The sequence below is a fragment of the Microbacterium bovistercoris genome (assembly GCF_003387575.1).
In the GTDB taxonomy this organism is placed as follows: Bacteria; Actinomycetota; Actinomycetes; order Actinomycetales; family Microbacteriaceae; genus Microbacterium; species Microbacterium bovistercoris.
In genome coordinates, this window is sequence record NZ_QUAB01000036.1 from 24748 (window position 1) to 44676 (window position 19929).

The 19929-nt window shown below is 66.9% G+C and carries 33 protein-coding genes and 1 rRNA gene; 18 read left to right on the forward strand and 16 right to left on the reverse strand.

Annotated elements, in window-relative coordinates; translation table 11 throughout:
- The first annotated feature begins 54 nt into the window (after positions 1 to 54).
- The 4 genes from DY023_RS06640 to DY023_RS06655 all read left to right on the forward strand — a co-directional run bounded on the left by DY023_RS06640 (position 55) and on the right by DY023_RS06655 (position 1960).
- Positions 55 to 318 (forward strand): hypothetical protein, encoded by a 264-nt coding sequence (locus tag DY023_RS06640; RefSeq protein ID WP_116241561.1) that lies wholly within the window; start codon positions 55 to 57, stop codon positions 316 to 318.
- A gap of 12 nt (positions 319 to 330) precedes the next feature.
- Positions 331 to 1047, forward strand: a complete 717-nt coding sequence (locus DY023_RS06645) for an NYN domain-containing protein (protein ID WP_116241562.1) — start codon at positions 331 to 333, stop codon at positions 1045 to 1047.
- A 288-nt stretch (positions 1048 to 1335) separates the two neighbouring features.
- Positions 1336 to 1641, forward strand: coding sequence for a helix-turn-helix domain-containing protein (locus DY023_RS17945; protein WP_181905746.1), 306 nt, complete (start codon positions 1336 to 1338; stop codon positions 1639 to 1641).
- 19 nt (positions 1642 to 1660) lie between these two features.
- Positions 1661 to 1960: an excisionase family DNA-binding protein gene (locus DY023_RS06655; protein ID WP_116241564.1), complete on the forward strand. Its 300-nt coding sequence runs from the start codon at positions 1661 to 1663 to the stop codon at positions 1958 to 1960.
- Here the strand turns inward: DY023_RS06655 and DY023_RS06660 are convergent.
- From DY023_RS06660 to DY023_RS06675, 4 genes are all read right to left on the reverse strand, one after another.
- Positions 1957 to 2244 carry a helix-turn-helix domain-containing protein gene (locus tag DY023_RS06660; protein ID WP_116241565.1) on the reverse strand — a complete coding sequence of 96 codons (288 nt, stop codon included), beginning with the start codon at positions 2242 to 2244 and terminating at the stop codon, positions 1957 to 1959. The genes DY023_RS06655 and DY023_RS06660 overlap by 4 nt on opposite strands.
- Positions 2245 to 2550: 306 nt before the next feature.
- Entirely contained in the window at positions 2551 to 3930 is a 1380-nt protein-coding gene (locus tag DY023_RS06665) for an alpha/beta hydrolase family protein (protein WP_147303282.1), read from the reverse strand.
- A gap of 107 nt (positions 3931 to 4037) precedes the next feature.
- Positions 4038 to 4292 (reverse strand): hypothetical protein, encoded by a 255-nt coding sequence (locus DY023_RS06670; RefSeq protein ID WP_181905747.1) that lies wholly within the window; start codon positions 4290 to 4292, stop codon positions 4038 to 4040.
- Positions 4285 to 4608, reverse strand: a complete 324-nt coding sequence (locus tag DY023_RS06675; protein ID WP_220347250.1) for an ArsR/SmtB family transcription factor — start codon at positions 4606 to 4608, stop codon at positions 4285 to 4287. Before DY023_RS06675 ends, DY023_RS06670 begins: the two co-directional genes overlap by 8 nt.
- A gap of 108 nt (positions 4609 to 4716) precedes the next feature.
- Between DY023_RS06675 and DY023_RS06680 the strand changes: the two genes are divergently transcribed.
- Both DY023_RS06680 and DY023_RS06685 read left to right on the forward strand, forming a co-directional pair.
- Complete coding sequence (locus tag DY023_RS06680) at positions 4717 to 5082, forward strand: cupin domain-containing protein (RefSeq protein WP_116241568.1); 366 nt, start codon at positions 4717 to 4719, stop codon at positions 5080 to 5082.
- A gap of 21 nt (positions 5083 to 5103) precedes the next feature.
- The gene (locus tag DY023_RS06685) at positions 5104 to 5571 is read left to right on the forward strand and encodes a P-loop nucleotide/nucleoside kinase family protein (protein WP_220347251.1); all 468 of its coding nucleotides are present in this window, start codon (positions 5104 to 5106) and stop codon (positions 5569 to 5571) included.
- A gap of 143 nt (positions 5572 to 5714) precedes the next feature.
- On the opposite strand, the gene DY023_RS06690 is transcribed toward DY023_RS06685, so the two are convergent.
- Positions 5715 to 7268 (reverse strand): molybdopterin-dependent oxidoreductase, encoded by a 1554-nt coding sequence (locus DY023_RS06690; protein WP_116241569.1) that lies wholly within the window; start codon positions 7266 to 7268, stop codon positions 5715 to 5717.
- Positions 7269 to 7405: 137 nt separating this feature from the next.
- On the opposite strand from DY023_RS06690, the gene DY023_RS06695 reads away from it, so the two are divergent.
- Positions 7406 to 8074 (forward strand): fasciclin domain-containing protein, encoded by a 669-nt coding sequence (locus DY023_RS06695; protein ID WP_116241570.1) that lies wholly within the window; start codon positions 7406 to 7408, stop codon positions 8072 to 8074.
- A gap of 80 nt (positions 8075 to 8154) precedes the next feature.
- Here the strand turns inward: DY023_RS06695 and DY023_RS06700 are convergent, their stop codons facing one another.
- From DY023_RS06700 to DY023_RS17950, 5 genes are read right to left on the reverse strand one after another with little or no spacing between them, the layout of a single operon-like run.
- Complete coding sequence (locus DY023_RS06700) at positions 8155 to 8475, reverse strand: hypothetical protein (protein WP_116241571.1); 321 nt, start codon at positions 8473 to 8475, stop codon at positions 8155 to 8157.
- A gap of 2 nt (positions 8476 to 8477) precedes the next feature.
- Positions 8478 to 8696 (reverse strand): hypothetical protein, encoded by a 219-nt coding sequence (locus DY023_RS06705; RefSeq protein ID WP_116241572.1) that lies wholly within the window; start codon positions 8694 to 8696, stop codon positions 8478 to 8480.
- A gap of 48 nt (positions 8697 to 8744) precedes the next feature.
- Positions 8745 to 9164, reverse strand: a complete 420-nt coding sequence (locus DY023_RS06710; RefSeq protein WP_116241573.1) for a PRC-barrel domain-containing protein — start codon at positions 9162 to 9164, stop codon at positions 8745 to 8747.
- 28 nt (positions 9165 to 9192) lie between these two features.
- The gene (locus tag DY023_RS06715; protein WP_116241574.1) at positions 9193 to 9807 is read right to left on the reverse strand and encodes a flavodoxin family protein; all 615 of its coding nucleotides are present in this window, start codon (positions 9805 to 9807) and stop codon (positions 9193 to 9195) included.
- 11 nt (positions 9808 to 9818) lie between these two features.
- Positions 9819 to 9986, reverse strand: coding sequence for a hypothetical protein (locus tag DY023_RS17950; RefSeq protein ID WP_181905748.1), 168 nt, complete (start codon positions 9984 to 9986; stop codon positions 9819 to 9821).
- Between the two features lie 247 nt (positions 9987 to 10233).
- On the opposite strand from DY023_RS17950, the gene DY023_RS06720 reads away from it, so the two are divergent.
- A complete protein-coding gene (locus tag DY023_RS06720; RefSeq protein WP_116241575.1) occupies positions 10234 to 10503 on the forward strand; it encodes a DUF7218 family protein in 270 nt (89 codons plus the stop codon).
- Positions 10504 to 10519: 16 nt separating this feature from the next.
- A complete protein-coding gene (locus DY023_RS06725; RefSeq protein WP_116241576.1) occupies positions 10520 to 11041 on the forward strand; it encodes a Dps family protein in 522 nt (173 codons plus the stop codon).
- 2 nt (positions 11042 to 11043) lie between these two features.
- Here DY023_RS06725 and DY023_RS06730 read toward each other — a convergent pair whose 3' ends face one another.
- The 4 genes from DY023_RS06730 to DY023_RS06745 form a co-directional block, all read right to left on the reverse strand.
- Positions 11044 to 12012: a DNA topoisomerase IB gene (locus DY023_RS06730; RefSeq protein WP_116241577.1), complete on the reverse strand. Its 969-nt coding sequence runs from the start codon at positions 12010 to 12012 to the stop codon at positions 11044 to 11046.
- 40 nt (positions 12013 to 12052) lie between these two features.
- Positions 12053 to 12385 (reverse strand): hypothetical protein, encoded by a 333-nt coding sequence (locus tag DY023_RS06735; RefSeq protein ID WP_116241578.1) that lies wholly within the window; start codon positions 12383 to 12385, stop codon positions 12053 to 12055.
- Positions 12382 to 12879 (reverse strand): SRPBCC family protein, encoded by a 498-nt coding sequence (locus tag DY023_RS06740; protein WP_116241579.1) that lies wholly within the window; start codon positions 12877 to 12879, stop codon positions 12382 to 12384. The genes DY023_RS06735 and DY023_RS06740 overlap by 4 nt, the downstream gene beginning before the upstream one ends.
- A 73-nt stretch (positions 12880 to 12952) precedes the next feature.
- Positions 12953 to 13840 (reverse strand): SDR family oxidoreductase, encoded by an 888-nt coding sequence (locus DY023_RS06745; protein WP_116241580.1) that lies wholly within the window; start codon positions 13838 to 13840, stop codon positions 12953 to 12955.
- Positions 13841 to 14018: 178 nt separating this feature from the next.
- Here DY023_RS06745 and DY023_RS17955 point away from each other — a divergent pair, with 178 nt between their 5' ends.
- A complete protein-coding gene (locus DY023_RS17955; RefSeq protein WP_181905749.1) occupies positions 14019 to 14192 on the forward strand; it encodes a hypothetical protein in 174 nt (57 codons plus the stop codon).
- Positions 14189 to 14458: a hypothetical protein gene (locus DY023_RS06750; protein ID WP_116241581.1), complete on the forward strand. Its 270-nt coding sequence runs from the start codon at positions 14189 to 14191 to the stop codon at positions 14456 to 14458. Before DY023_RS17955 ends, DY023_RS06750 begins: the two co-directional genes overlap by 4 nt.
- Before the next feature lie 25 nt (positions 14459 to 14483).
- On the opposite strand, the gene DY023_RS06755 is transcribed toward DY023_RS06750, so the two are convergent.
- A complete protein-coding gene (locus tag DY023_RS06755) occupies positions 14484 to 14834 on the reverse strand; it encodes a DUF7882 family protein (protein ID WP_116241582.1) in 351 nt (116 codons plus the stop codon).
- Between the two features lie 61 nt (positions 14835 to 14895).
- On the opposite strand from DY023_RS06755, the gene DY023_RS06760 reads away from it, so the two are divergent.
- Together DY023_RS06760 and DY023_RS06765 are read left to right on the forward strand one after the other, a co-directional pair.
- Positions 14896 to 15207 carry a DUF7882 family protein gene (locus tag DY023_RS06760; protein WP_116241583.1) on the forward strand — a complete coding sequence of 104 codons (312 nt, stop codon included), beginning with the start codon at positions 14896 to 14898 and terminating at the stop codon, positions 15205 to 15207.
- A gap of 81 nt (positions 15208 to 15288) precedes the next feature.
- A complete protein-coding gene (locus DY023_RS06765; protein WP_116241584.1) occupies positions 15289 to 16218 on the forward strand; it encodes a CorA family divalent cation transporter in 930 nt (309 codons plus the stop codon).
- 9 nt (positions 16219 to 16227) lie between these two features.
- Here the strand turns inward: DY023_RS06765 and DY023_RS06770 are convergent, their stop codons facing one another.
- Positions 16228 to 16905, reverse strand: coding sequence for a DUF6766 family protein (locus DY023_RS06770; RefSeq protein ID WP_116241585.1), 678 nt, complete (start codon positions 16903 to 16905; stop codon positions 16228 to 16230).
- A gap of 249 nt (positions 16906 to 17154) precedes the next feature.
- Here DY023_RS06770 and DY023_RS06775 point away from each other — a divergent pair, with 249 nt between their 5' ends.
- From DY023_RS06775 to DY023_RS06795, 5 genes are all read left to right on the forward strand, one after another.
- Positions 17155 to 17583 (forward strand): CBS domain-containing protein, encoded by a 429-nt coding sequence (locus DY023_RS06775; RefSeq protein ID WP_245958621.1) that lies wholly within the window; start codon positions 17155 to 17157, stop codon positions 17581 to 17583.
- 14 nt (positions 17584 to 17597) lie between these two features.
- The gene (locus DY023_RS06780) at positions 17598 to 18101 is read left to right on the forward strand and encodes an FHA domain-containing protein (protein WP_245958622.1); all 504 of its coding nucleotides are present in this window, start codon (positions 17598 to 17600) and stop codon (positions 18099 to 18101) included.
- Positions 18102 to 18120: 19 nt separating this feature from the next.
- Positions 18121 to 18342, forward strand: a complete 222-nt coding sequence (locus tag DY023_RS06785) for a CsbD family protein (RefSeq protein ID WP_116241586.1) — start codon at positions 18121 to 18123, stop codon at positions 18340 to 18342.
- A 23-nt stretch (positions 18343 to 18365) separates the two neighbouring features.
- Positions 18366 to 19451 (forward strand): carboxylate-amine ligase, encoded by a 1086-nt coding sequence (locus DY023_RS06790; RefSeq protein ID WP_116241587.1) that lies wholly within the window; start codon positions 18366 to 18368, stop codon positions 19449 to 19451.
- A 393-nt stretch (positions 19452 to 19844) separates the two neighbouring features.
- Positions 19845 to 19929: ribosomal RNA gene (locus DY023_RS06795) — 16S ribosomal RNA — on the forward strand; the annotation flags it as partial.

A 19929-nucleotide genomic window follows, 5' to 3' on the forward strand; every position in this document is an offset into this window, starting at 1 on the left:
CTCCGGCCGAGACGAGCTAGCAAGAATCGAACATGTGTTCTACTCTCTTAACTCATGGTAACCAAGATCATCGAACAGCCAGTAACCATATGGATGGCCAACGACATCCCGGCGCGCATGGTCTATGCAGGGCACCGCTGGCGCGTCACAGACACCCCCACGCGACTGCGAGAGTCGATCTGGTCAGCCGTCACCGACGAACACCATCGCGGCCTCTATGGGTGGCGATTCCAGGGCACGAACGAGGCCGGAGAGTCGATGGTGTTCGACGTGTACCGCGGCGAGGACGGTTGGCACGTTCACCGCGCATACGACTGACGGTCCCGCAAAATGGCGGTTCAGGGCATGATGGGATCCGTGCCTGATACTCGACCTACCGCCATCGTCTACGTTGATGGGTTCAACCTGTACAAGGGGCAGTTGGAGAGCAAGCCGGAGAATAAGTGGGTCAATCTGGTTGGGCTATTCGATGACGTATTGAATAAGTACGATGTCGCGCACGTTCACTACTTCACTGCGCGCATCAAAGGACGTATGACACCTCAGGACCCGCAGGCCCCTGATCGTCAAGACACGTACATTCGAGCCCTGCGCACCCTAGCGCGTATTACGGTGCACGATGATTCTCTGTTTACCGTCCACCACGGAAACGCACGAGAATACGTTGATGGCAAAGAGCGCCCCCCGCTGACCTATCACCACGTGTACAAGGTGCAGGAGAAGGGGTCCGACGTGAAGCTTGCTACGCAGTTGCTCATGGATGCGATGGATCGCCTCGCGGACGCCTATGTGGTGGTCTCGTCGGACTCGGACCTGGCGCACCCCATGCGCGTTGCTATTGAGCGATTTGGCGCGCGAGTAGGGGTTATCTATCCGAGAGACGCGCAGACGCGACTCTTTACAACCAGCGGCATCGCATTCAGTCTCTATCTGCGGCCAAACCTCGTGGCGCGCAACCAACTGCCGGACATCGTCCACACGGCGAAGAGGCCGGTGCGCCGCCCAGGCGTGTGGCAAAAGCAAAGCCCCGCCGAAGCGGGGCCTTGAGCCTGATCCAGAGGAACAGGGGTTGTAGCTCAAAGTGTAGCAGTACGGCGTCGGCGTTGCATCCGCTCAGCTGCCATGGAGGCTTGGGCCGTCGAAGTCCGTGGGTACGGCTATGTCGTCCGGGACGTGCTCAAGGTGACCGCAGGCGGGGCATTGCCATCCTCCTGGAACGTCGCGCATGACCACGTCGTCCTCAGGGCAGTGAGGCTGCGCGCCAGCATCCAGATCATCCATGGTGCGAGCCTAAACGCTCCGGAGACCGTCCGCTCCGCCCCGTATCGTGGCCCCATGGCAGAGCTGGACCAACTTGAGACGATGTTCAGACAGATCGTTCGTGACGAACTCATGAACGCGCTGGTGGCGCGCATGGATGCCCAGCAGATCAGTCCTCGAGACGAGCGTGGAAGGGCGCCCGCGGTGCGGGACAAACGCGGGTTCACTGTTGCGGAAGCAGCCTTGTATCTCGGCATCTCCGAATGGGTGCTGCGCTGCGAGGTCCGGGAGAACCGTCTTGCGGCGAGAAAGCGCGGCACGACGCTGCTTTTTGACAGGGCTGAACTCGACCGCTACTTCGACTCCCTCCCGGAGCGCTGACCTGACGTACTCTTCCGCCGTGGACGACTCTGAGCGACTTGAGCAGATGATCCGACGAGTAGTCAGGGAGGAACTGGCGGCGGCATCCGCGCGAAGAACCAACTCGCGAAGCTTAACGACCGACGAGCTTGCATCCCCCGAGTACTTGAACTGTCATCCCGACACAGTCCGAGCGAAGGCTAGGCGCGGTGACATCCCGTTCTTCAAGGTCGGCACCGAGTACCGGTTCGACTGGGAGGACGTGAAGAAGGCTCTCACGCCCGAGAAGGTCGACCCGTGGATCAACCCGCGCAGCCGGCAAGCAAGAAGGCCCCGCTAGCTCTTGGATTGGTTGATGTACGCCTGGATGTCGACGAGGTCGTAAAAGATCCTGGTGCCCCGCTTCACGTGCCGGGGGCCGACCATCTTGTACCGCCAGTCGGCGAGGGTCTGAACCTCGACGCGGAGGATTGCGCCGGCTTCGGCGGGGGTGAGCAGCGGGCTCGTCGGTTCGGCGGCTTCGACCCGGCAGAGCTGTTGCAAGTCGCTTCTCAGCTCAGCGGCAACCTGCTTTGCCACACGCGAAACAAGCTCATCAATCAGAGCGTCAAAACTCGTAGTCATGGAACTCAGCGTTCCGCATGCCGTGGACACACCATGGACACATGGACCCGAAGAACATGGGTGATCTGCCGTGATTGACAGTGGTTGTGGAACCGCGTAATTCCGCGGAATTCCGCCGATCCCGCCCTACTCGCGAGGGTGGGCAGGAGAGTTCAAATCCCACCGTCACCGCCAACTGATCAGGACCCCCGAGATGCAGTCTCGGGGGTCCTGATCGTTTCACGGAGACGTCAGGCGGAGTGGCCGCGAGGGACTCAAATTCCACCGTCACCGCCAATGTGATGTCTCAGGAGCCGTTCCTGCGATCTACAGAGTCAGCAGCCCCCACGGCACGGCCGCGATCGCGAGCAGCCCGGTGCACGCGATGACGATTGCTGCGCGCACCGCGCCCCACCCGTGCAGCGGTCGCCGGACCCAACCGGCCACCGCGACCGCCGCCGCGGCAAGCGCCGTCACGACAGCGAGCTGCAGCAACAGCCATGCCAGTGGTCGCTCGGCCACGACCGGCCCGAGCGAACCCTCTGCGCCGGTGGCGAGCACCCACCCCGCTACCAGGACGGCCCCCATTGCGCCGAGCGCGCCGGATGCTGTGGCGACTCTGAGCGGAACGGCCAGAGGCGGCCTGCCGCGTACCCCGCGAAACCGCCGGATGAGCGCGGTGAGCGGGTAGGCCGCGAAGCCGCTGAGTGCAGCCAGCAACAGCCCGATCGGCAGCAGCGGAGCAGATTGCGGCGCCAGCGTCGGCACGACGTCGGCTGCCGCGGCAGGAGCCTCCCAGGGGCAGGACGACGCCCTGGCGTGGTCCGTCATCCACTGCGCGGTGAACCGGAGTGGCTCTTCGGCGAGATCGCCCGAGGCGAAGCCGTCCGCGGAGTCTCGGAACTCGTGATCCACGTCCGGCACGGTGCATGCCCGCGAGTCGGCTGCGAGCTCGGATTCGAACACGCGGGCGCTCGCGCCTGCGGGCGTGGAACGGTCGTGCTCGGCGAGCAGCACCAGCGCCGGTACTTCGAGTCGGCGCAGCAAGGGCACCGGGTCGTGCATTGCTTCGGGGAAGAGCCCGGTCGCCACCGCGATGCGCACGACGTTCTCTCCGAGTGCCGTGCAGAAGCGTGCCGCGAACCCGGTGTGCCCCAGGTACTCGCAGTTGCTCCACGCCTGCGATTCGGCCGGCGTGAAGCCGGAGGCGCCGGTCATCACGACGAATCGGATCTCGGGATGCCGCGCCGCGGCGAGCGGGGCGACCCAGCCGCCCTCGCTGTGCCCCCACACACCGGCACGCGCCGGGTCGACGTCGTCGCGCCCGGTGAGCGCGCGGAGCCCGGCTGCTGCATCGTCGGCCAGTTGTTCGTACGATCGCTCGAGCATCGAGTAGCCATCTCGACGCTTGTCGTAGATGAGGGTGACGATTCCGGCGGTCGCGAACGCCTTCGCCTCGGCGAGGTACTCGTCTCTCGTGCGGGGCCCGGCGCCCGCGATGATCACGACCGCCGGATGCGGGCCCGGACTGGCCGGCACGAGCACGGTTCCGGAGAGGTGTTCGCCGTCGTTGACGAATCCGACCGACTCCGTCAGATAGCCGGTGTGCGCCTGTGCGGCAGCGGGAGCCGGGGCGGATCCGAGCGGCAGAGTGACCGCTAGGGCGGCCAGCAGGGTGAGGAAGAGCCTGCGAGCGATGCGCAGCATGGGATGGATATCCTTCCAGTGGAGATGGTTCGCAGCGTCCGCGGTCTCCGCGGCCGATTCCGTCTTCGCCGGGTTGTCGAGCGGCAACTCGACAACCCGGCACTTCTTCAGTCGACGACCGTGAGCGCCTTCTCGATGGCGGCGAGTCGATCGGCGACGCGGGTGAGCGTCGGGTCGAGGTCGCGAAGCTGTGCGGCCAGCGCCTCCTGCGACGCGACAGCGCGCTCAGCGAGGGCGCGGTACTCGGTGTCGCGAACGATCGCGTACTTCGCCCGGCGGGTGGCGGCGAGCTGCCACACGATGATCGCGACGATCGCGAGCGTGGTGACGGCCGCGACGAGCACGAGGGGCAGGTTATCCATGGTCGTCGTCCTTTCGGTCGGTGAGCGTCGTCGTGGCGCGCGCGACGGCGTCGGGGTCGAGACGGATCTCGAAGGGTTGAACGCTGTAGTAGTTCATCGCCGTTCCTTGTTCTGAGAGCCGCAGCTCCGATGCGACGAGTCCCGCCGCCTCGAGACGACGCAGGTGCACCTGCAGCAACGGCCGGCTGATCCCGATCTCACGAGCGAGAGCGCTCACATAGGTGGGCGCTTTCGTCAGCGACGCGAGGATCCGCATGCGGTGCGGATTCGCCAATGTCGAGAGGACGACCAGGAGCTGGTCGCCGGTGGGTTCCATCAAAGTCACTCCTTGCATGTGCAAATGAAAGCTTGCACCTGCAAGGCGTGCCTGTCAAGAGGTTCGCGAATGCCGACGCCCTCCGAACAGCGCAACTAGTCTCTAACCATGACCGACGACGTCCGCAACGTGCAGGAAGCCCTTTCGACGATCACGGAGCACTGGCAGCCGCACCGCCTGACCAGCCTCAACGACTACGACGTCAAGGTGGTCAAGCTGCAGGGCGAGTTCGTCTGGCACACGCACCCGGAAACCGACGAACTGTTCATGGTGGTCACCGGCCGGCTGACGATCCAGCTGCGCGACCGAGACGTCGTCCTGGACCCTGGCGACGTGTTCGTCGTGCCGCGTGGCGTCGAGCACTGCCCGAAGGCGACCGAGGAGGTCCACGCCGTCTTGTTCGAGCCGAAGGGAACGGTCAACACCGGCGATGCCGGCGGCGAGATGACGGCGGCGCTGCAGGAGCTTGACTGAGATTCGGCCACGGCACGACTCATGAGGGTGGTGTTCATGTGCGGGCCCGCGGGATCGGGGAAATCGACCGTCGCGCGGCGGCTTGAGGGGGAAGGGTTCGTCCGCCTGTCCTTCGACCGGGAGGCCTGGACGCGTGGCATCCGCCGGATGCCGCTGGCCGACGACGTTCACCATGAGATCGAAGCCGACCTGCAGCGGCGCCTGCTCGAACTCGTCCGCGACCGGCGTGACATCGTGCTCGACTTCTCGTTCTGGTCGCGAACGATGCGCGACGAGTGGCGTGGCCTTTTGGTGCCCTACGGTGTGATTCCCGAGACCTACTACCTCGACACGGACCGGGCGACCTGCCTCGAGCGGTTGGCTGCGCGCACTGGCGCGCATCGCGACGACTTCGTCTTGGACGAGGCCACGGCCGCGGCCTATTTCGACGGCTTCGAGCGTCCCACGGCTGAGGAAGGGCCGCTGACGATCTGCTCGCTCTCCTCGTAGTCCGTGCGCCCTGTTCTCCAGACCGACGACGAGCAGATCCTTGACGGTGCCTGGTTCGTCGCCGTCGGGATCCGGACGACACGGAGCCAGAAGATCGGGAACACCCTGGGTGCTGTGCTCGAATGGTGCCAGCACCGTTGTCCTCATGCCACGCGGATGAGTGTGGATTGCCATCCGGTGGAACCGTCGGGGGCGATGGGTGTGCGTTGCTGTTCCTGCAGCTCGCCGTTGCGGTCTCTGGCCCGGACGGCCAGTGTGTGGTTGCCGCTCACGGCGTCCCAGTCGAGCGACCATTGCACCCAGGTGTCGCTGTTGATGGCCTTCGCCAGCGTCGCGGGCTGCCATCGTCCTCCATCGATCTGAACCTCGACGCTCTCGATACCGACCGTCTGCGCCCATGCGACACCCGCGATCTTCGCGGGACCGACGGGGATCGCCTTGTCGATCCGCGGGGTGTCGATGCGGCTTGAGAGCTTGATCGGCGCCCGCGGGCTGTATCCGCGGGGTGTCCAGTACGCCTGGTCCTCCGCGAAGGTGGTGACCTTCAGTTCGGTGAGCCACTTCGTCGCAGAGACGTACCCGTACAGGCCGGGCACCACCATGCGTACGGGGAAGCCGTGCTCGAGCGGCAGGGGCTCTCCGTTCATCGCAACGGCAAGGATGGCGTCGCGGTTCGGATCGGTCAGGGCCTCGAGCGGGGTGCTCGCGGTGAATCCGTCGATGCTTCTCGAGAGGACCATGTCGGCATCCCTCCCGGGGGTGGCGAGAGCGAGGACCTCTCGCACGGGAACGCCGAGCCAGCGGGCGTTCCCCACGAGGTTGCCTCCGACCTGATTGGACACGCAGGTGAGAGTGATCGCGTACTCCCTCAGTCGCAGATCCAGAAGCTGATCGAAGGTCAACTGGACTCGCTTGTCGACCATCCCGTCGATCGTCAGCCGCCAGTCTCCGGGGTCGATGGACGGCACCTCGAGTGCGGTGTCGACACGATAGAAGTCCGCGTTCGGAGTGAACAGCGGCGACAGCCCCGGAATGCCGAGCTCCGCGCCTGCGGGCACGGTGACCGTCGACACCGGTGCGGGAAGCTTCAGCGCCTTCCGCGCCGCAGCGACTGACGACGTGGCCATGGAACCGATGCGTGCTCCCGTTCCTACGATGACGGCGCCGAGAGCACCCACCGCGGTGAGGACCAGGAAGTGACGTCGATCCGTTCCCGTGCCCGCCTCTTCGTGCGGCGTGCGGCTCTGCCACCGCCCCAGAGCGGCGATGGAGTACTTCAAGAACGCGACCCCCGCGGCTGCACCTACAAGGGGCGGGATGAAGGACAGCGGCGATGCCTCAGCGCGGGTCGTGGTCGTGATCAGCGCAACGACACCGACCACGACGAACAAGGCGACCCCGGCCCATCGCCGCCACCGTTCAAGGATCCCCGCCGCGACGGCCGCGAGCAGGACCGCGAAGCCGAGGGTGATCAGGAGGACGAGCTTGTCGCTGGCCCCGAACAGCTCGATCGCGAGCTCTTTCGCCCACTGCGGAACGACATCGATGACAAACGACCCTGCTGCAAGGAACGGACTCGCTTCCCGCGCCACGAGGAATGCGGCGAGCTCCGCAGCGGCGACGAAGACCGCACCGCTGACCGCTCCCGCGACCCCGGCCCAGATCCACGGACGGAAGCGACCTGTTCTTGTGTTCATACGAGTGCTTCGGAGTCGGCGACGAAACAGATTCGATCGAGTGCTGGCCCTGAGACCAATCCGATTCGGCGGGTGCCTCCGAACGAGTTCTGACAGTCGGAGAACCGGCGGTCATGCACCAGTCAAAGGAGAAGACCATGCGATCCACCACACGCGTGAACCGCCGCGCATCCCTCGTGACCGCGAGCCTGCTGGCCGCCACAGCCCTCGCCCTGGCGGGATGTTCTTCGAGCACGGGCTCGCCATCGTCGGAGTCGCCGAAGAGCGCACCCTCGACCGCACCCGCGGAGACCATGGATCCGGCGGCCGACCTGGTCGGCCCGGGCTGCGCCGCATACGCGGAGCAGGTCCCCTCCGGTGCGGGCTCCGTCGCCGGGATGGCTGAAGACCCGGTCGCGACGGCCGCGAGCAACAACCCGCTGCTGACCACGCTGGTCGCGGCCGTCTCAGGCCAGCTCAACCCGAAGGTCGACCTGGTCGACACGCTCAATGGCAGCGAATTCACCGTGTTCGCCCCCGTCGATGACGCGTTCAAGAAGATCGACCCTGCGACCGTCGACACGCTGAAGACGGATGCGGGAGCTGACACGCTGAGCAAGATCCTGACCTACCACGTCGTGGCCGGCCAGATCTCGCCGACGGACATCGCCGGTACACACAAGACCGTCGAGGGCGGCGAGGTGACCGTGACCGGCTCGGGCGACAGCCTCAAGGTCAATGACGCGAACGTGATCTGCGGCGGCGTCCACACGGCAAACGCCACCGTCTACCTCATCGATTCCGTGCTCATGCCGCCGGCGAACTGACGATCCGCAGACGCAGAACGCGCCGGTGCTCGGGGGCACCGGCGCGTTCTGCGCTTCCGATGATGAGGTCTACGCCCGCGCTACCCGCGTTTCGTGGTCGCGGCGCCGACAATGAATCCGACGACCAACGCGGCACCGGCGACCAGGAGCACCGTGGGCGCGGGGCGTCGCTTCACCTGAGCGATGGCTTCGCCGCCGACGCCGGAGACGAACTCCGTGGCGTGACGCACTCCGGCGGCGACGTTCTGCCGAGTGGCGTCCATCGCCTCCGACACCATGCCGCTCGCGTCGCTCACCACATCCCGTGCGCTGTCGGATGCTGCGGATACTGTCTCATCCACCGCTTCCGCGGCACCGGTGCCGACACCGGCCGGCCGGTTGCTCTCCTGTGACCCGATCACGGCTACCTCCCGATCTTCTTGGCTTGCTTCATGGCGGATTCGGCGGCCGCTTCGGCCTGCTTGAGCGCCTTCTTGCGCGCCTTCTTCACCTTGGGGTCGTTCCAGACCGCGTCGATGCTCGCTCTGATCTCGCGGTATCTGCCGCGACCGGCCTTCGCGCCATAGAAGTAGGCCACCATCGCGACCACGCCGACCGCGATCCAGAAGAGGTACTTGCTCACTTTGCTCCCTTTCCTCGAGAAGGACGTCGTTGCAGCACACCCGCTCCGTCACCGGTGGTACGGATACCCCGGATACACGTATCCGCCGCCCCAGAACGGCATGTACCCGTAGTACTCGAGGATGCTGCCGTAGTCCTCCTGTCGGCGGACCAGCTCCGGGTCATAGGCCGGAGCGCCGGCGACGTGCTCGCGGGTCTGGTCGATGCGCACCTCGTCCGCGGTGATCGAGGTGATGGCATCGACGGGGATGAGGGTGGTGTCCTTGCCGATCCCGAGGAAGCCGCCGGACGCGACTTCGAGGAACCGGACCCTGTCCTCGTCGGCGTCGATCAGCAGGTCCTTGACCGTGCCGAGATCCTCTCCGTCGCGGTCCCGCACATCCCGGCCGCGGATGTCCTCGTCGGGCTGACGGACCGTCTCGTCGGTCTCGCTGAGCTTGAACAGGGTTCCTGATGTCTTCGCGTTCATGATGTGTCCTCTCTTCGTGGACGGCTCGTCAGCCGGACGCGGGGTACCCGCTCTGCTTCAGCAGCCGCGCGAGGTGCACGGCGTTCGCGACGGCCGTCTTCATCGAGGCCTGCACGGCTGACGGCGGGCCGCTGAGGTCCTTGTAGTCCGTCTTGTGCATGGCCTCACCGTTCCAGTAGGCGCACCCCTGCGCCGGAATCGTGAATCCGACGTCGTCGAGCGCCTGGTAGAGGACGGCGACGATGTGGTGAGCACCGTCCTCATTGCCGACCACGCCCGCGATCGCCACCTTGTCGAAGAGGATGGGCCTCCCGGCGGCGTCGGTGCTGGACAGTTCGGCGTCCAGCCGCTCCAGCACCCGCTGGGCGACGCTCGAGTGCTGCCCGAGCCAGGTCGGGGTGACGATCGCCACGATGTCGGCGGCGAGGACCTTGTCCCGCAGCGCCGGCCAGTCGTCGCCTTCACCCATGTCCTTCCCGACGCCCGGAAGGATGCGATGGTCGACGGCGCGCACGTGCTCGTGCGTGACGCCGTGCGCCGTGAGCGCCTCTGCCAGCTGCCCGCTCATGAGTTCGGAACTCGACTCGTCGGGCGACGGCTTCAGCGTGCAGGAGATCGTCAGAGCAGTCAGGGGGGAAGTCATCCCGCCTCCGATCAGACGCTCGTGTTGCGTCCGCCGATGACGCGGATCAGGAACGCGATGAGCGCGATGGCCGCGACGATCAGAGCGACCCAGAGCAGCCAGTTCAGCGCGGCGTTCAGGCCGGAGACGATGGCCACGACGATTGCGATCACGATGATGATGACGAGAGCGATGTTCATGGTGAACTCCTTCGCGTGAGGCGAGCACGGAGGCTCCGTGCTGCGTCGTACTCTGCGACTGTGCCATCGCCGGGCGCCTGCAGTCGCGGGGGTTGACTCGCCAGACCCGCGATGCTATTTCGGCCGCGAACGAGCCGCGAACGAGCGCTGTTCAGGGGTGGACATGCGCCTGTCAACCCCCTTACGGCCGTCTACGGCGGCCGAGCATGCTGGCGAGCCACAGGAACATCGAGGACGAGGGGGCATCATGCCACGCGGACGCGGTTCGAACAGCCTGAAGGACCCGGAGCTCTACGAGGAGCTCCGCGACGACGGCGCATCCAAGGAGAAGGCGGCCCGCATCTCGAATGCCGCCGCCCGTGACGGACGGAAGTCCGTCGGAAAGCGCGGAGGGAAGGCGGAGGACTACGACGATCGCACCGTCGACGAGTTGCGAGCCAGAGCCAAGGAACTCGGGATCACGGGGTACTCCGGCAAGCGCAAGGCGGAGCTGATCTCCATGCTCCGCAATCACTGACCGACGGGAGCACAACATGGCGCAGGGCACGAACAAGCAGCGCACGAACAAGCAGCGCACGAGCAAGCAGAACGCCGAGAGCGGATTCCGCGCGTCGGCGAAGCTGACCGAGAGCCTCCAGCGAGTGCTGGTCGATCTGCTGGAACTGCAGTTCCAGGGAAAACAGGCGCACTGGAACGTCGTGGGGACGAACTTCCGCGACACGCATCTGCAGCTGGACGAGATCGTCGCCGCGGCTCGCACGCTCGCGGACACGGTGGCGGAGCGGATGCGGGCACTGCATGCGCTCCCTGACGGGCGCAGCCGTACGGTGTCGGAGACGACGTCGCTGCCGGCGTTCCCGCAGGGAGAGGTCAGCACGACCGAGACGATCGATCTGATCACCGAACGACTGGAAGCCGCCGCGTCGACGGCGCGCGACATGCACGACTCCGTCGATGAGGAGGATCCGACCACGGCCGACATCCTGCACGTGGTCCTGGAGCAGCTCGAGCAGTTCGCCTGGATGGTCAGCGCCGAGAACCGTACCCCGCAGTGACCTCAGTCGCCGAGCAGGTCGACGAGCTGTCCTTCGACCCCGCGGCCTGATCCGACCTCGACGACGATGCCGCGTTCGTAGAGGTCGAACACCCGCGGATCGACGTAACTGCCGCGTGCCACGGCGGGGGTGTTGCCCAGTGCCGCGGCGACATCCCGCACCGCCTGTGCGATCACGCGGCTGCGGGCCGACCGCGATCCGCGTGTGCCCGCGCGAGCGATGCTCGACGCGGCGATGACGGTGGCGTGCAGCGTGCGGAAGTCCTTCGCGGTGAAGTCGCCGCCGGTGCGGGCGCGCACGTCGTCGTTGATCTCGGCGGCCCGCAGCGGATGCCAGGAGCCGTCCTCCTCCCAGGCCAGCAGGCGCGACGCCGGCGTCCGCCTGCGCCGCAGTTCTCGGACGAGCGCGGCGAGGTCGGCATCCGCGATCTCGGATTCCCAGGGCTGACCGCTCTTGCCCGGAAAGCGCAGCGAGACCACGTCCCCGGACACGGTTGCGTGCGCGCAGCGCAGCGTCGACAGGCCGATGCTGCCGTGCTCGCGCGCGTACTGCTCGGAGCCGATGCGCAGCAGCGCCGCGTCGAGCATGCGGAACGCGGCCGCGATCACCGCTCGGCGTCCGGTGCCCTCGGTGCGCAGATCCCTGGTGACGCCGCGACGGGCCGCCGGAAGGGCCTGCGCCAGCAGCAGCATCCTGTCGAACTTCTCGGCATCGGCCCGCGCGCGCCACTCCGGGTGGTAGAGGTACTGCGTGCGCCCGGCGTCGTCCACGCCCGTGGCCTGCAGATGCCCGTTCGGCGCGGTGCAGATCCACACATCGGCCCAGGCCGGAGGGATGGCGAGGGCACGGATGCGGGCGCGCTGCTGCTCGTCGTCGATGTGCGCCCCACCGGCATCCCGATACTCGAAACCGTTGCCGCGGCGCACCCGGCGCAGCCCCGGCTCATCGGGGCTCACTCTTCTCAGCCGCATCCGACCTCGTCTCGAGAAGGCCGGCGGACCGGCCGCATGGTCACTCCCGCGGCGAAAGGTGCGCGATCCTGTTGGGCGCCTCCGACCGCCGCGTCCGCGGCGGCGGGGCGTCGCCGGCGACGCCGTCGAGATCGGCCAGCACGTGCGCGATGTCGCGGTATCTGGTCCGCGCAGGGCAGGGGTTGCGCAGCCACAGCACGTCGTACAGTCCGAGGACGTCGCGTTCGATGTAGGCGACGAGGCAGGCGGCATCGTTCGTGCGGCAGACGCCGTCACGGATGCGCCACCTCGTGCCGTCGATCGCCGTGACCTCCCATCGGGGTCGCGCAGAGGCATCCTCGCCGTTCAGGATGCTCCCCGGCTGCCCGTTCACGGGAACACCAGGGGCGAGATGCCCTGGAGGGGATCGGTGCCGTCGTCGCTCTCCAGCATCCGCTTGAACCTGAGCAGATCGCTTTCGATCATGCTCTCGTCGAAGTTCATCGCCGCCCCGGCCTTCTCGAGCAGGTTCTCCGGCACCCAGGAGAGCTCGACGTCGACACGGGTGCGCTCGGCCCCCTGGGGGAGGAAGCGCACGGTTCCGGAGTGCTTCAGGTCGCCGGTGGCGACCCAGGAGATCTCCTCGTCGCGCGTGAACTGCGTCATCTGCGCGTCGAACTCGCGGCGCACACCGGCGATGTGCACCACCCAGTGCGACCGGTCCTGTGCCGTCTTCTCGATGCTGTCGACCATCGGGAGGAAGCGGGGGAGCCCCTCCAGGTCGGCCCACTGCTCGAAGACGTATCCCGCCGGCTTCTCCACCACGACATCGGCCCTGATGATCTGCGCCTTGTTCATGTCGTCCTCCGTTCGCGTCGCGGCGACCATAAGCACGTCGCCCTCCTTCGCGTACCGGGGTTGACTCGGTCCGGACCCAGGCGCTAGGTCGTGTCACGGCGGGTCACAGCGGTTTGCCGCCCGTCACGGCGAGCACGGCTCCCGAGACGTAGGTCGCCTCGTCGGATGCCAGATAGACGTAGGCGCCGGCCAGCTCAGCCGGCTGCGCAGGACGCCCGAGCGGGGTGTCCTGCCCGAAGCTCGCCAGCCTCTCGGCATCCCACCCCGTCGCGGGGATCAACGGGGTCCACACCGGTCCCGGAGCGACGGCGTTGACCCGGATGCCGCGCGGACCGGCCTCCTCGGCGAGAGCCTTCACGAAGGCGACCTGGGCCGCCTTCGTCATCGCGTAGTCGATCAGCCCCGGCGAGGGCTGGAACGCCTGGATCGACGCGGTCACGATGATGCTCGCCCCCGGCTCGAGTGCGGGGAAGGCAGTGCGCGCGGGAACGACGGTTCCGAGCAGGTTCGTCTCGAACACCCGCCTCATGTCCTCGGTGCGCAGTTCCGCGAACCCGTCGATGTCGTGCTGGTAGGCCGCGTTGAGGACGAGGATGTCGAGGCCGTTCAGTTCTTCGAGCGCCCGCTGCACGGCGTCGATCGCGAACGCCTCGTCCCGCAGATCGCCGGCGATGCTGATCGCGAGCCGCCCCTCGGCGCGGATGAGTCGCACCGTGTCATCAGCATCCTTCTGCTCCTCCGGCATGTGCACGATCGCGACGTCCGCACCCTCTCGGGCGTAGGCGATCGCGACGGCCCTGCCGATGCCGGAATCCCCTCCGGTGATCAGCGCTCGGCGTCCGCTGAGTCTGCCATGACCCACGTAGTGCTCCGCGCCGTGGTCGGGCTCCGGCTCGGTCCTCGACGTCTTTCCCGGCTGCTCCTGCTGTTGCGGGGGAGCCGGCTCCTCGCGGTGCGCGTGGCGCGGGTCGGTGGCGTTGCTCTCGCTCATCATCTGCTCCTCACTGCTCTGCGGTCGGGACGACCGTCGCATGCGTGAGGCGCTCGCCCCAGGGGGTTGACGATGCGCGCACCACCTCGTAGGCGCCCCGAGCCCGGATGTCAACGGGGACGCGTCGACGCCCCACGCGAGCGCACACTGGTCGGCCACGACGGAAAGGAGGAGCATCATGTCCGATCCATTCGATGCACCCAGGGAGGACCGGCCGTCTGCCGACCCGCTGGTCGGTCTCGGATCCGTCGAGCAGGACCTCGAGGACCAGCTCGACGAGGAGGAGCTTCGTGACGACGGTCTCCGCGAAGAGGCGCTGGACGACCCGCTCTGGGACGAGGACGAAGAATGAGCGGCGTCGGCGATCAGGGGCTCACCCCTGATTACGTGAAGCCACAGGCCCCCGACGACGGCTCGGAGGACCCGCCTCCCGAGCAGCAGGATGCGGTGGACGACGAACTGCTCGACTCGGGCCGGGAGGATGATGAGCCGGACGACGTGAAGGAGCGGAGGCGCGAGCGGCACCGGATCGACCCGTCGAAGGCTCCACCCCCGGAGGAACCCGGGAGCGATCAGCTCGAGGAGGGGCGCTCCCACAGGAGCCAGCGGAACCCGTAACCGTCGAGCCTGACGCCGGTCGGCTTCACTCCTCGGGCGCGCCGATCCGCAGTTCCTCCGTCGTCGGCCCGTCACCCGCATCCGGCGGCTCCGGGACGAGATAGAGCCCGCCGGGCGAGTTGGCCGTGAAGGCGAGCGCCTCGACCCATCCGCGATTGATCGCCGGCTGCCGGCTGCCGTAGAACTTGAACACCAGGGAACTGCCCGGGTGCACCCACACGGTGACCCGGCCGCCGCCGACACTGGCGTCCTCGCGCCAGCTGAACGGGAACGGCTCGCCGCGCCGCAGCTTCGCCGTGATCACGAGCTGCAGGTGCAGCAGCGCCCGGTCCTCGATCTCGGTCTTGACGCCGCCTTCGTAGATGAATTTGCCCATCGACATCTCCTTCGCCCGGACCGTTGTGCAGTATGCGCAGTCAGGGCCTAGGTTAGGCGTCATGGGGCTTCTTTACTACGGCGGAGGCGCCGAACCGATTCAGATCGAGGATCGTGCGCTCGCGCATCTCAAGGTCGTCATTGCGACCAAACTGCGCCGCAACGAGAGCTTCACGCTCTCGTGGCAGCACCCGGAGGGCGATGAGCCCGGCCGGTCGACGATCTGGCTGCACCCGTCCATTCCGCTGCGCTTCGTCTTCGATGAGCCCGAACCGCCTGAGCTGCACGCGGAGTGGATCACGGCGATGGCGCATTCCGCGAACAGCAGCGGCGGCATCACCATGGTCCCGGAGGACATGACTCCGCCGGAGTAGGCCGCGCGGGGCTTGTCAGCGACCCGCTGCCCGCAGTCAACCCCCTGTCCGGTCGTCGCAGGCATCCCTGATGATCGAGCGATGAGGCCGGCGGCACACGAGGAGGACAGCTTCGACTGGGTGGCACTGGTCGATCCCGGCCAGCGCGAACTGGATGAGGCGCTGTCACGTTTCCGCGTGCACCCGGTGCTGCGCGAGGACGCGGTGCGGAGCGGGCAGCCCCCGAAACTCGTGCTGCTCGACGAGCAGTTCCTCGTTGTGGCCTGGGACCTCGATCCCGATGCCGTGGTCCGCCGCCCCGCCGAGACGGTGCTGCTCGTGGGGGACCCGTGGCTGCTGTCGATCCAGTACACGCAAGGGCAGGACGTTCGGCCACTCCAGTCGCTGGTCGAGGATGACGGCGAGCCGTCGTGCACCACGCCGCTGCGCGCCGCGTACCGCATCCTCGCCGCGATCATCCGCGACTACGAGGATTCGGCGACGAGCATCGAGCACGAACTCGACGACGTCGAGGCCGAGGTGTTCGACGCGACCGTCGAAGAGGACTACGAGCGCATCTACCGCCTGCGTCGCCGCATCAGTCATGTCGACCGCGCCGCTTCTGCGTTCATGCGCGGGTTCGAGGACGATGCCGACCAGCTCGAAGAGCTCCTGAAGCAAGACGAGACGCTCCGCCCGTACTTCCGCCGCGCGCGCGGCGACCTGGCAGCACTTGCGGATCTGCTCTCCACGCAGCGCATGGCGCTAGATGCCGTGGTCTCCAGTCACGAGAGCAACGTGTCGTCGAGGCAGAACCGCGACATGCGCACCATCGCGGCGGTGGCGGCGCTGCTCGCCCTGCCCACCGTCGTCGCCGGCCTGTACGGCATGAACTTCAAGGACATGCCCCTGCTGGACGTGCCTTTCGGCTGGTCCGTGGTGCTGGCCGGCACGATGATCGCGGACATGGCGCTGGCCTGGCTGTTCCGCCGGCGCGGCTGGCTGGGCGGGAACAGGCAGCACGACAACTGACGGAGCAGCTCACTCCGACTCCGCAGCCGACACCGTGTGCGGCATCCCGACCGGTTTCGACTCCGCCGATCCGCGCTGCCGCAGGTAGATCGAGAACGCCACCATGGTGCCGACGGCGAGGAACTCCGACTGCCAGTTCTGCAGTGTGCGATCCCAGAAGTCCGCGGAGACGATGTACTCCGCCCAGGTCGGTGCGGGCATCCCGTGCATCGTGCTCTCCTCGCCGGCGACGATGGTGCCGGCCAGGGACTGGATCAGCCAGGACAGTGCGAACACCGTGCCCATCACGATCAGCAGGGAGTTGCCGTACAGCGCTCTTCGCCACCCTCCGGCCTTCGCCCACGCGGGCGCGTCGTGGGGCGCATGCGCACCGACCAGTTGCGTGGCGTCGTCACCGGGGCCCTCGTCGCCCGGCTTCTTCGACTCCGGCGATCCGCGCTGCACCAACCACACCGTCGCCCCGATGAACAGGAAGAACTGCAGGAACTCGGACTGCCAGTTCTCGGCGACGTCCACGACGAAGTCGGGCGAGAGGATGAAGCCGAGGTAGTCGACGGCGGGGCGGCCGTGCTCCGCCAGCTCCTCGAGCTGCCGGAAGTAGCCCGCCATCGACTGTCCGGCGATCGCCAGCAGGAACAGCAGTAGGAAGAACAGTCCGAGAGCGTTGTCGCGCAGCAGCCGGGGCATGTTCACCCGCCTCCGATCACGATCACGATCATGGCGACGAGGCCGCCGGCCGTCACCGTCATCCACAGCCAGAAGACCACTGCGGGCCCCATCGCGTCCCTGTCCGCCATCCGAACCTCCTCTGCTCGAGGGTGGTGCGACCGCCGCCGGGGACGAAGGGGGTTGACGATCGCGGCCCTCGCTGTCAACCCCCTGCACCGGGGTGCGCTCCTTCCGTACCGTCGGTGCTTCACAGGAAAGGAGAAGCGGATGACTCTGATGAAGGAGACCCTGACGAAGGACATCATGACTCCGGGCGCGCGGTGCATCGGCGAGAACGACACGCTCGCGACCGCCGCACGGCTCATGGCGGACCTGGAGATCGGCGCGCTGCCGATCTGCGGGGAGGACGGAAAGCTGAAGGGCATGCTCACCGATCGCGACATCGTCGTCAAGGCGATCGCGAACGGACACGACCCCGCACAGACCGCGGCCGGCGTGCTCGCCGAGGGGCGACCGTACATGGTCGACTCCGAGGACGACGTGCACCGGGCCCTCGAGGTGATGGAGGAGCACCAGGTGCGCCGCGTGCCGGTGATCGAGGATCACGTGCTCGTGGGCATCATCGCCCAGGCCGACATCGCCCGTGCGATGGCTCCTCAGCAGACCGGGGAGACCGTCGAGCAGATCTCGCGATGAGCGAGGAGGGCGACATGCGTGGCGATGAAGAGGCGATGGCACGGGACATGAGCCGGCGACCGGCGAATGCCACCACGACCCACGCCGAATGGGGCGCGGGCGATCCGCGCCTGCGAGTGACGCGCGAGGACACCCGGCTGGAGCATCCGCTCTCGCTGGACGAGACGCGCATCGGCTCGGCGCCGGGCAACGATCTCGTCCTCGAGGGAGCGGATACGGTGCACGCGACGATCCTTCACGACGATCGCGACGAGTACGTGCTGACCCTGCACGGCGAGGGCGAGATGAACGCCCTCACGGAAGGTGACTCTCGCACCGAGATCCTGCGCACCGGAGCCAGGTTCACGATCGCGGACTGGACGCTGGTCTTCATGCGTGAGGAGTACGCCGATCACGGCCGCCCGTACGGCGGACGGGAGGGCGGCGAGCTCTCCGATCAGCCTCCGCAGCCCCGACGTCCCGATTACACCGTCCCGGGCGACGAGCCCGGGCCGGGCGAAGAAGTCAACAAAGCCTGACAACAGGAGAGGAGCAGACATGAGCGCTGCAGACAAGATGAAGCACACCGCGGAGGAGATGGCCGGCAAGGTCAAGGAGGGCGCGGGCAAGCTCACCGGCAACGAGAAGCTCGAGGCCGAGGGGAAGATGGATCAGGTCAAGGCGGATGCGAAGCAGGCCGGCGACGCCGTGAAGGATGCGGCGAAGGATGCCGGGGAGCACGCCAAGGACGCGACCAGGAAGATGACCGACCGCGACTGAGCGGCCGGGGATCGGAGGTCGGGGTGGCTCGGATCGGCATCGAGGAGGAGTTCGTGCTGCTCGATGACCGGACCCTCGTCCCGCTGGGAATGGGGCCGGGCACGAGAGAGCGCATCACCGACCGGAGCGTCAGCGGCGAGGTGATGCCGGAGTATCTGACCTGTCAGTTCGAGTGCGTCACCGACCCGCTCAGCACGCTCGCGGAGGCGGAGGCGGATCTGCGCCGCCTCCGCGGGCTGCTCGGTGAGTACGCCGCGCAGCATGGAGCCGTGGCCGCCTCGACGGGGACGCCGTTCATCTCGCCAGGAGGGCTCGCCGTCTCTCCTTCCTCGCACTACCACGAGGTGGCCGACCAGCTCGCGGAGATCACCCGCGAGCACGAGGTCAACGGGCTGCACGTGCATGTCGAATCGGGTGATGACGAGGAGCGCGTGCGCACGCTGAACCGGCTGCGCGGATGGCTGCCGCTCCTGCTCGCCCTGACCGGGAACGCACCGTTCGCCCATGGGGTGCCCTCGGGCTTCAAGAGCTGGCGCAGCATCCTGATCCGCCGCCTCCCGTCGTCGTGGTGCCCGCCCCGCTTCCACGACTACGACGACTATCGCGCCAAGACCGAGCGCCTGGTGGCGCTGCGCGCCATCCCGGACGCCTCCTCGCTCGCGTGGGCGGTGCGGCTGTCGGCACGATTCCCCACCGTCGAGATGCGCGTGTTCGATGCGCAGCTGACACCCGCCGACACGGTCTTCGCGGTATCGCTGACGCGGGCGATCGCGCTCGGCGGCGACACCGCCGTGCCGCCGGCGGCAGAACTCGACGGCATCGATGCGTCGCTGTGGATGGCCGCTCGGGACGGCACGGATGCTCGGGTGATCGACCCGATGACGGGCGATGTCGACAGCGTCTGGAGTATCACCGACCGCCTGCTCGAGGCGATCGGACCCGTCCTCCGCGAACTCGGCGAGGAGGACTTCGTGCGGGACCACCTCGACGGGATCCGAACGGATGGAACAGGCGCGCAGCGACAGCTGCTCGCCTACGACCGGGACGGTGTGGCCGGCCTCCGGGACCTGTATCGGGCGGGCGCTGCGAGCGCGACACGCCCGGGATGAGGGGCCCGATTTGCCAGAACGGCCGGATCCACGTAAATTATTACTTGTTCGCCCCAAGCGGTTGAGCGAAAGGCCGGAAGGCCCAGCTCCCCTCCAAGCGGCGGACACACCACCTCCACCTCACCTCCGGGTGAGCGGCCATGTGCCGCGGAGGATGGAAGAGATCAATAGCTCTGTTGAGACGGTCGCGAGGCCCGACTTCAGACGCGTCCGATCCTTGAGAACTCAACAGCGTGCACTTGTCAAATGCCAAATAACCTCGTCCCTGACTTTGTCAGGGTGAGATTCCTTTGGATCAATTTATTTGAATGTCAGCAATGATGTTCGTTTTTTGGTCATGATTGAACTCGCTGCCTTCTGGTCTTTTTCCGGCTGGTTGGTTGGCAATCGTTTTTTACGGAGAGTTTGATCCTGGCTCAGGATGAACGCTGGCGGCGTGCTTAACACATGCAAGTCGAACGATGAACCGGGTGCTTGC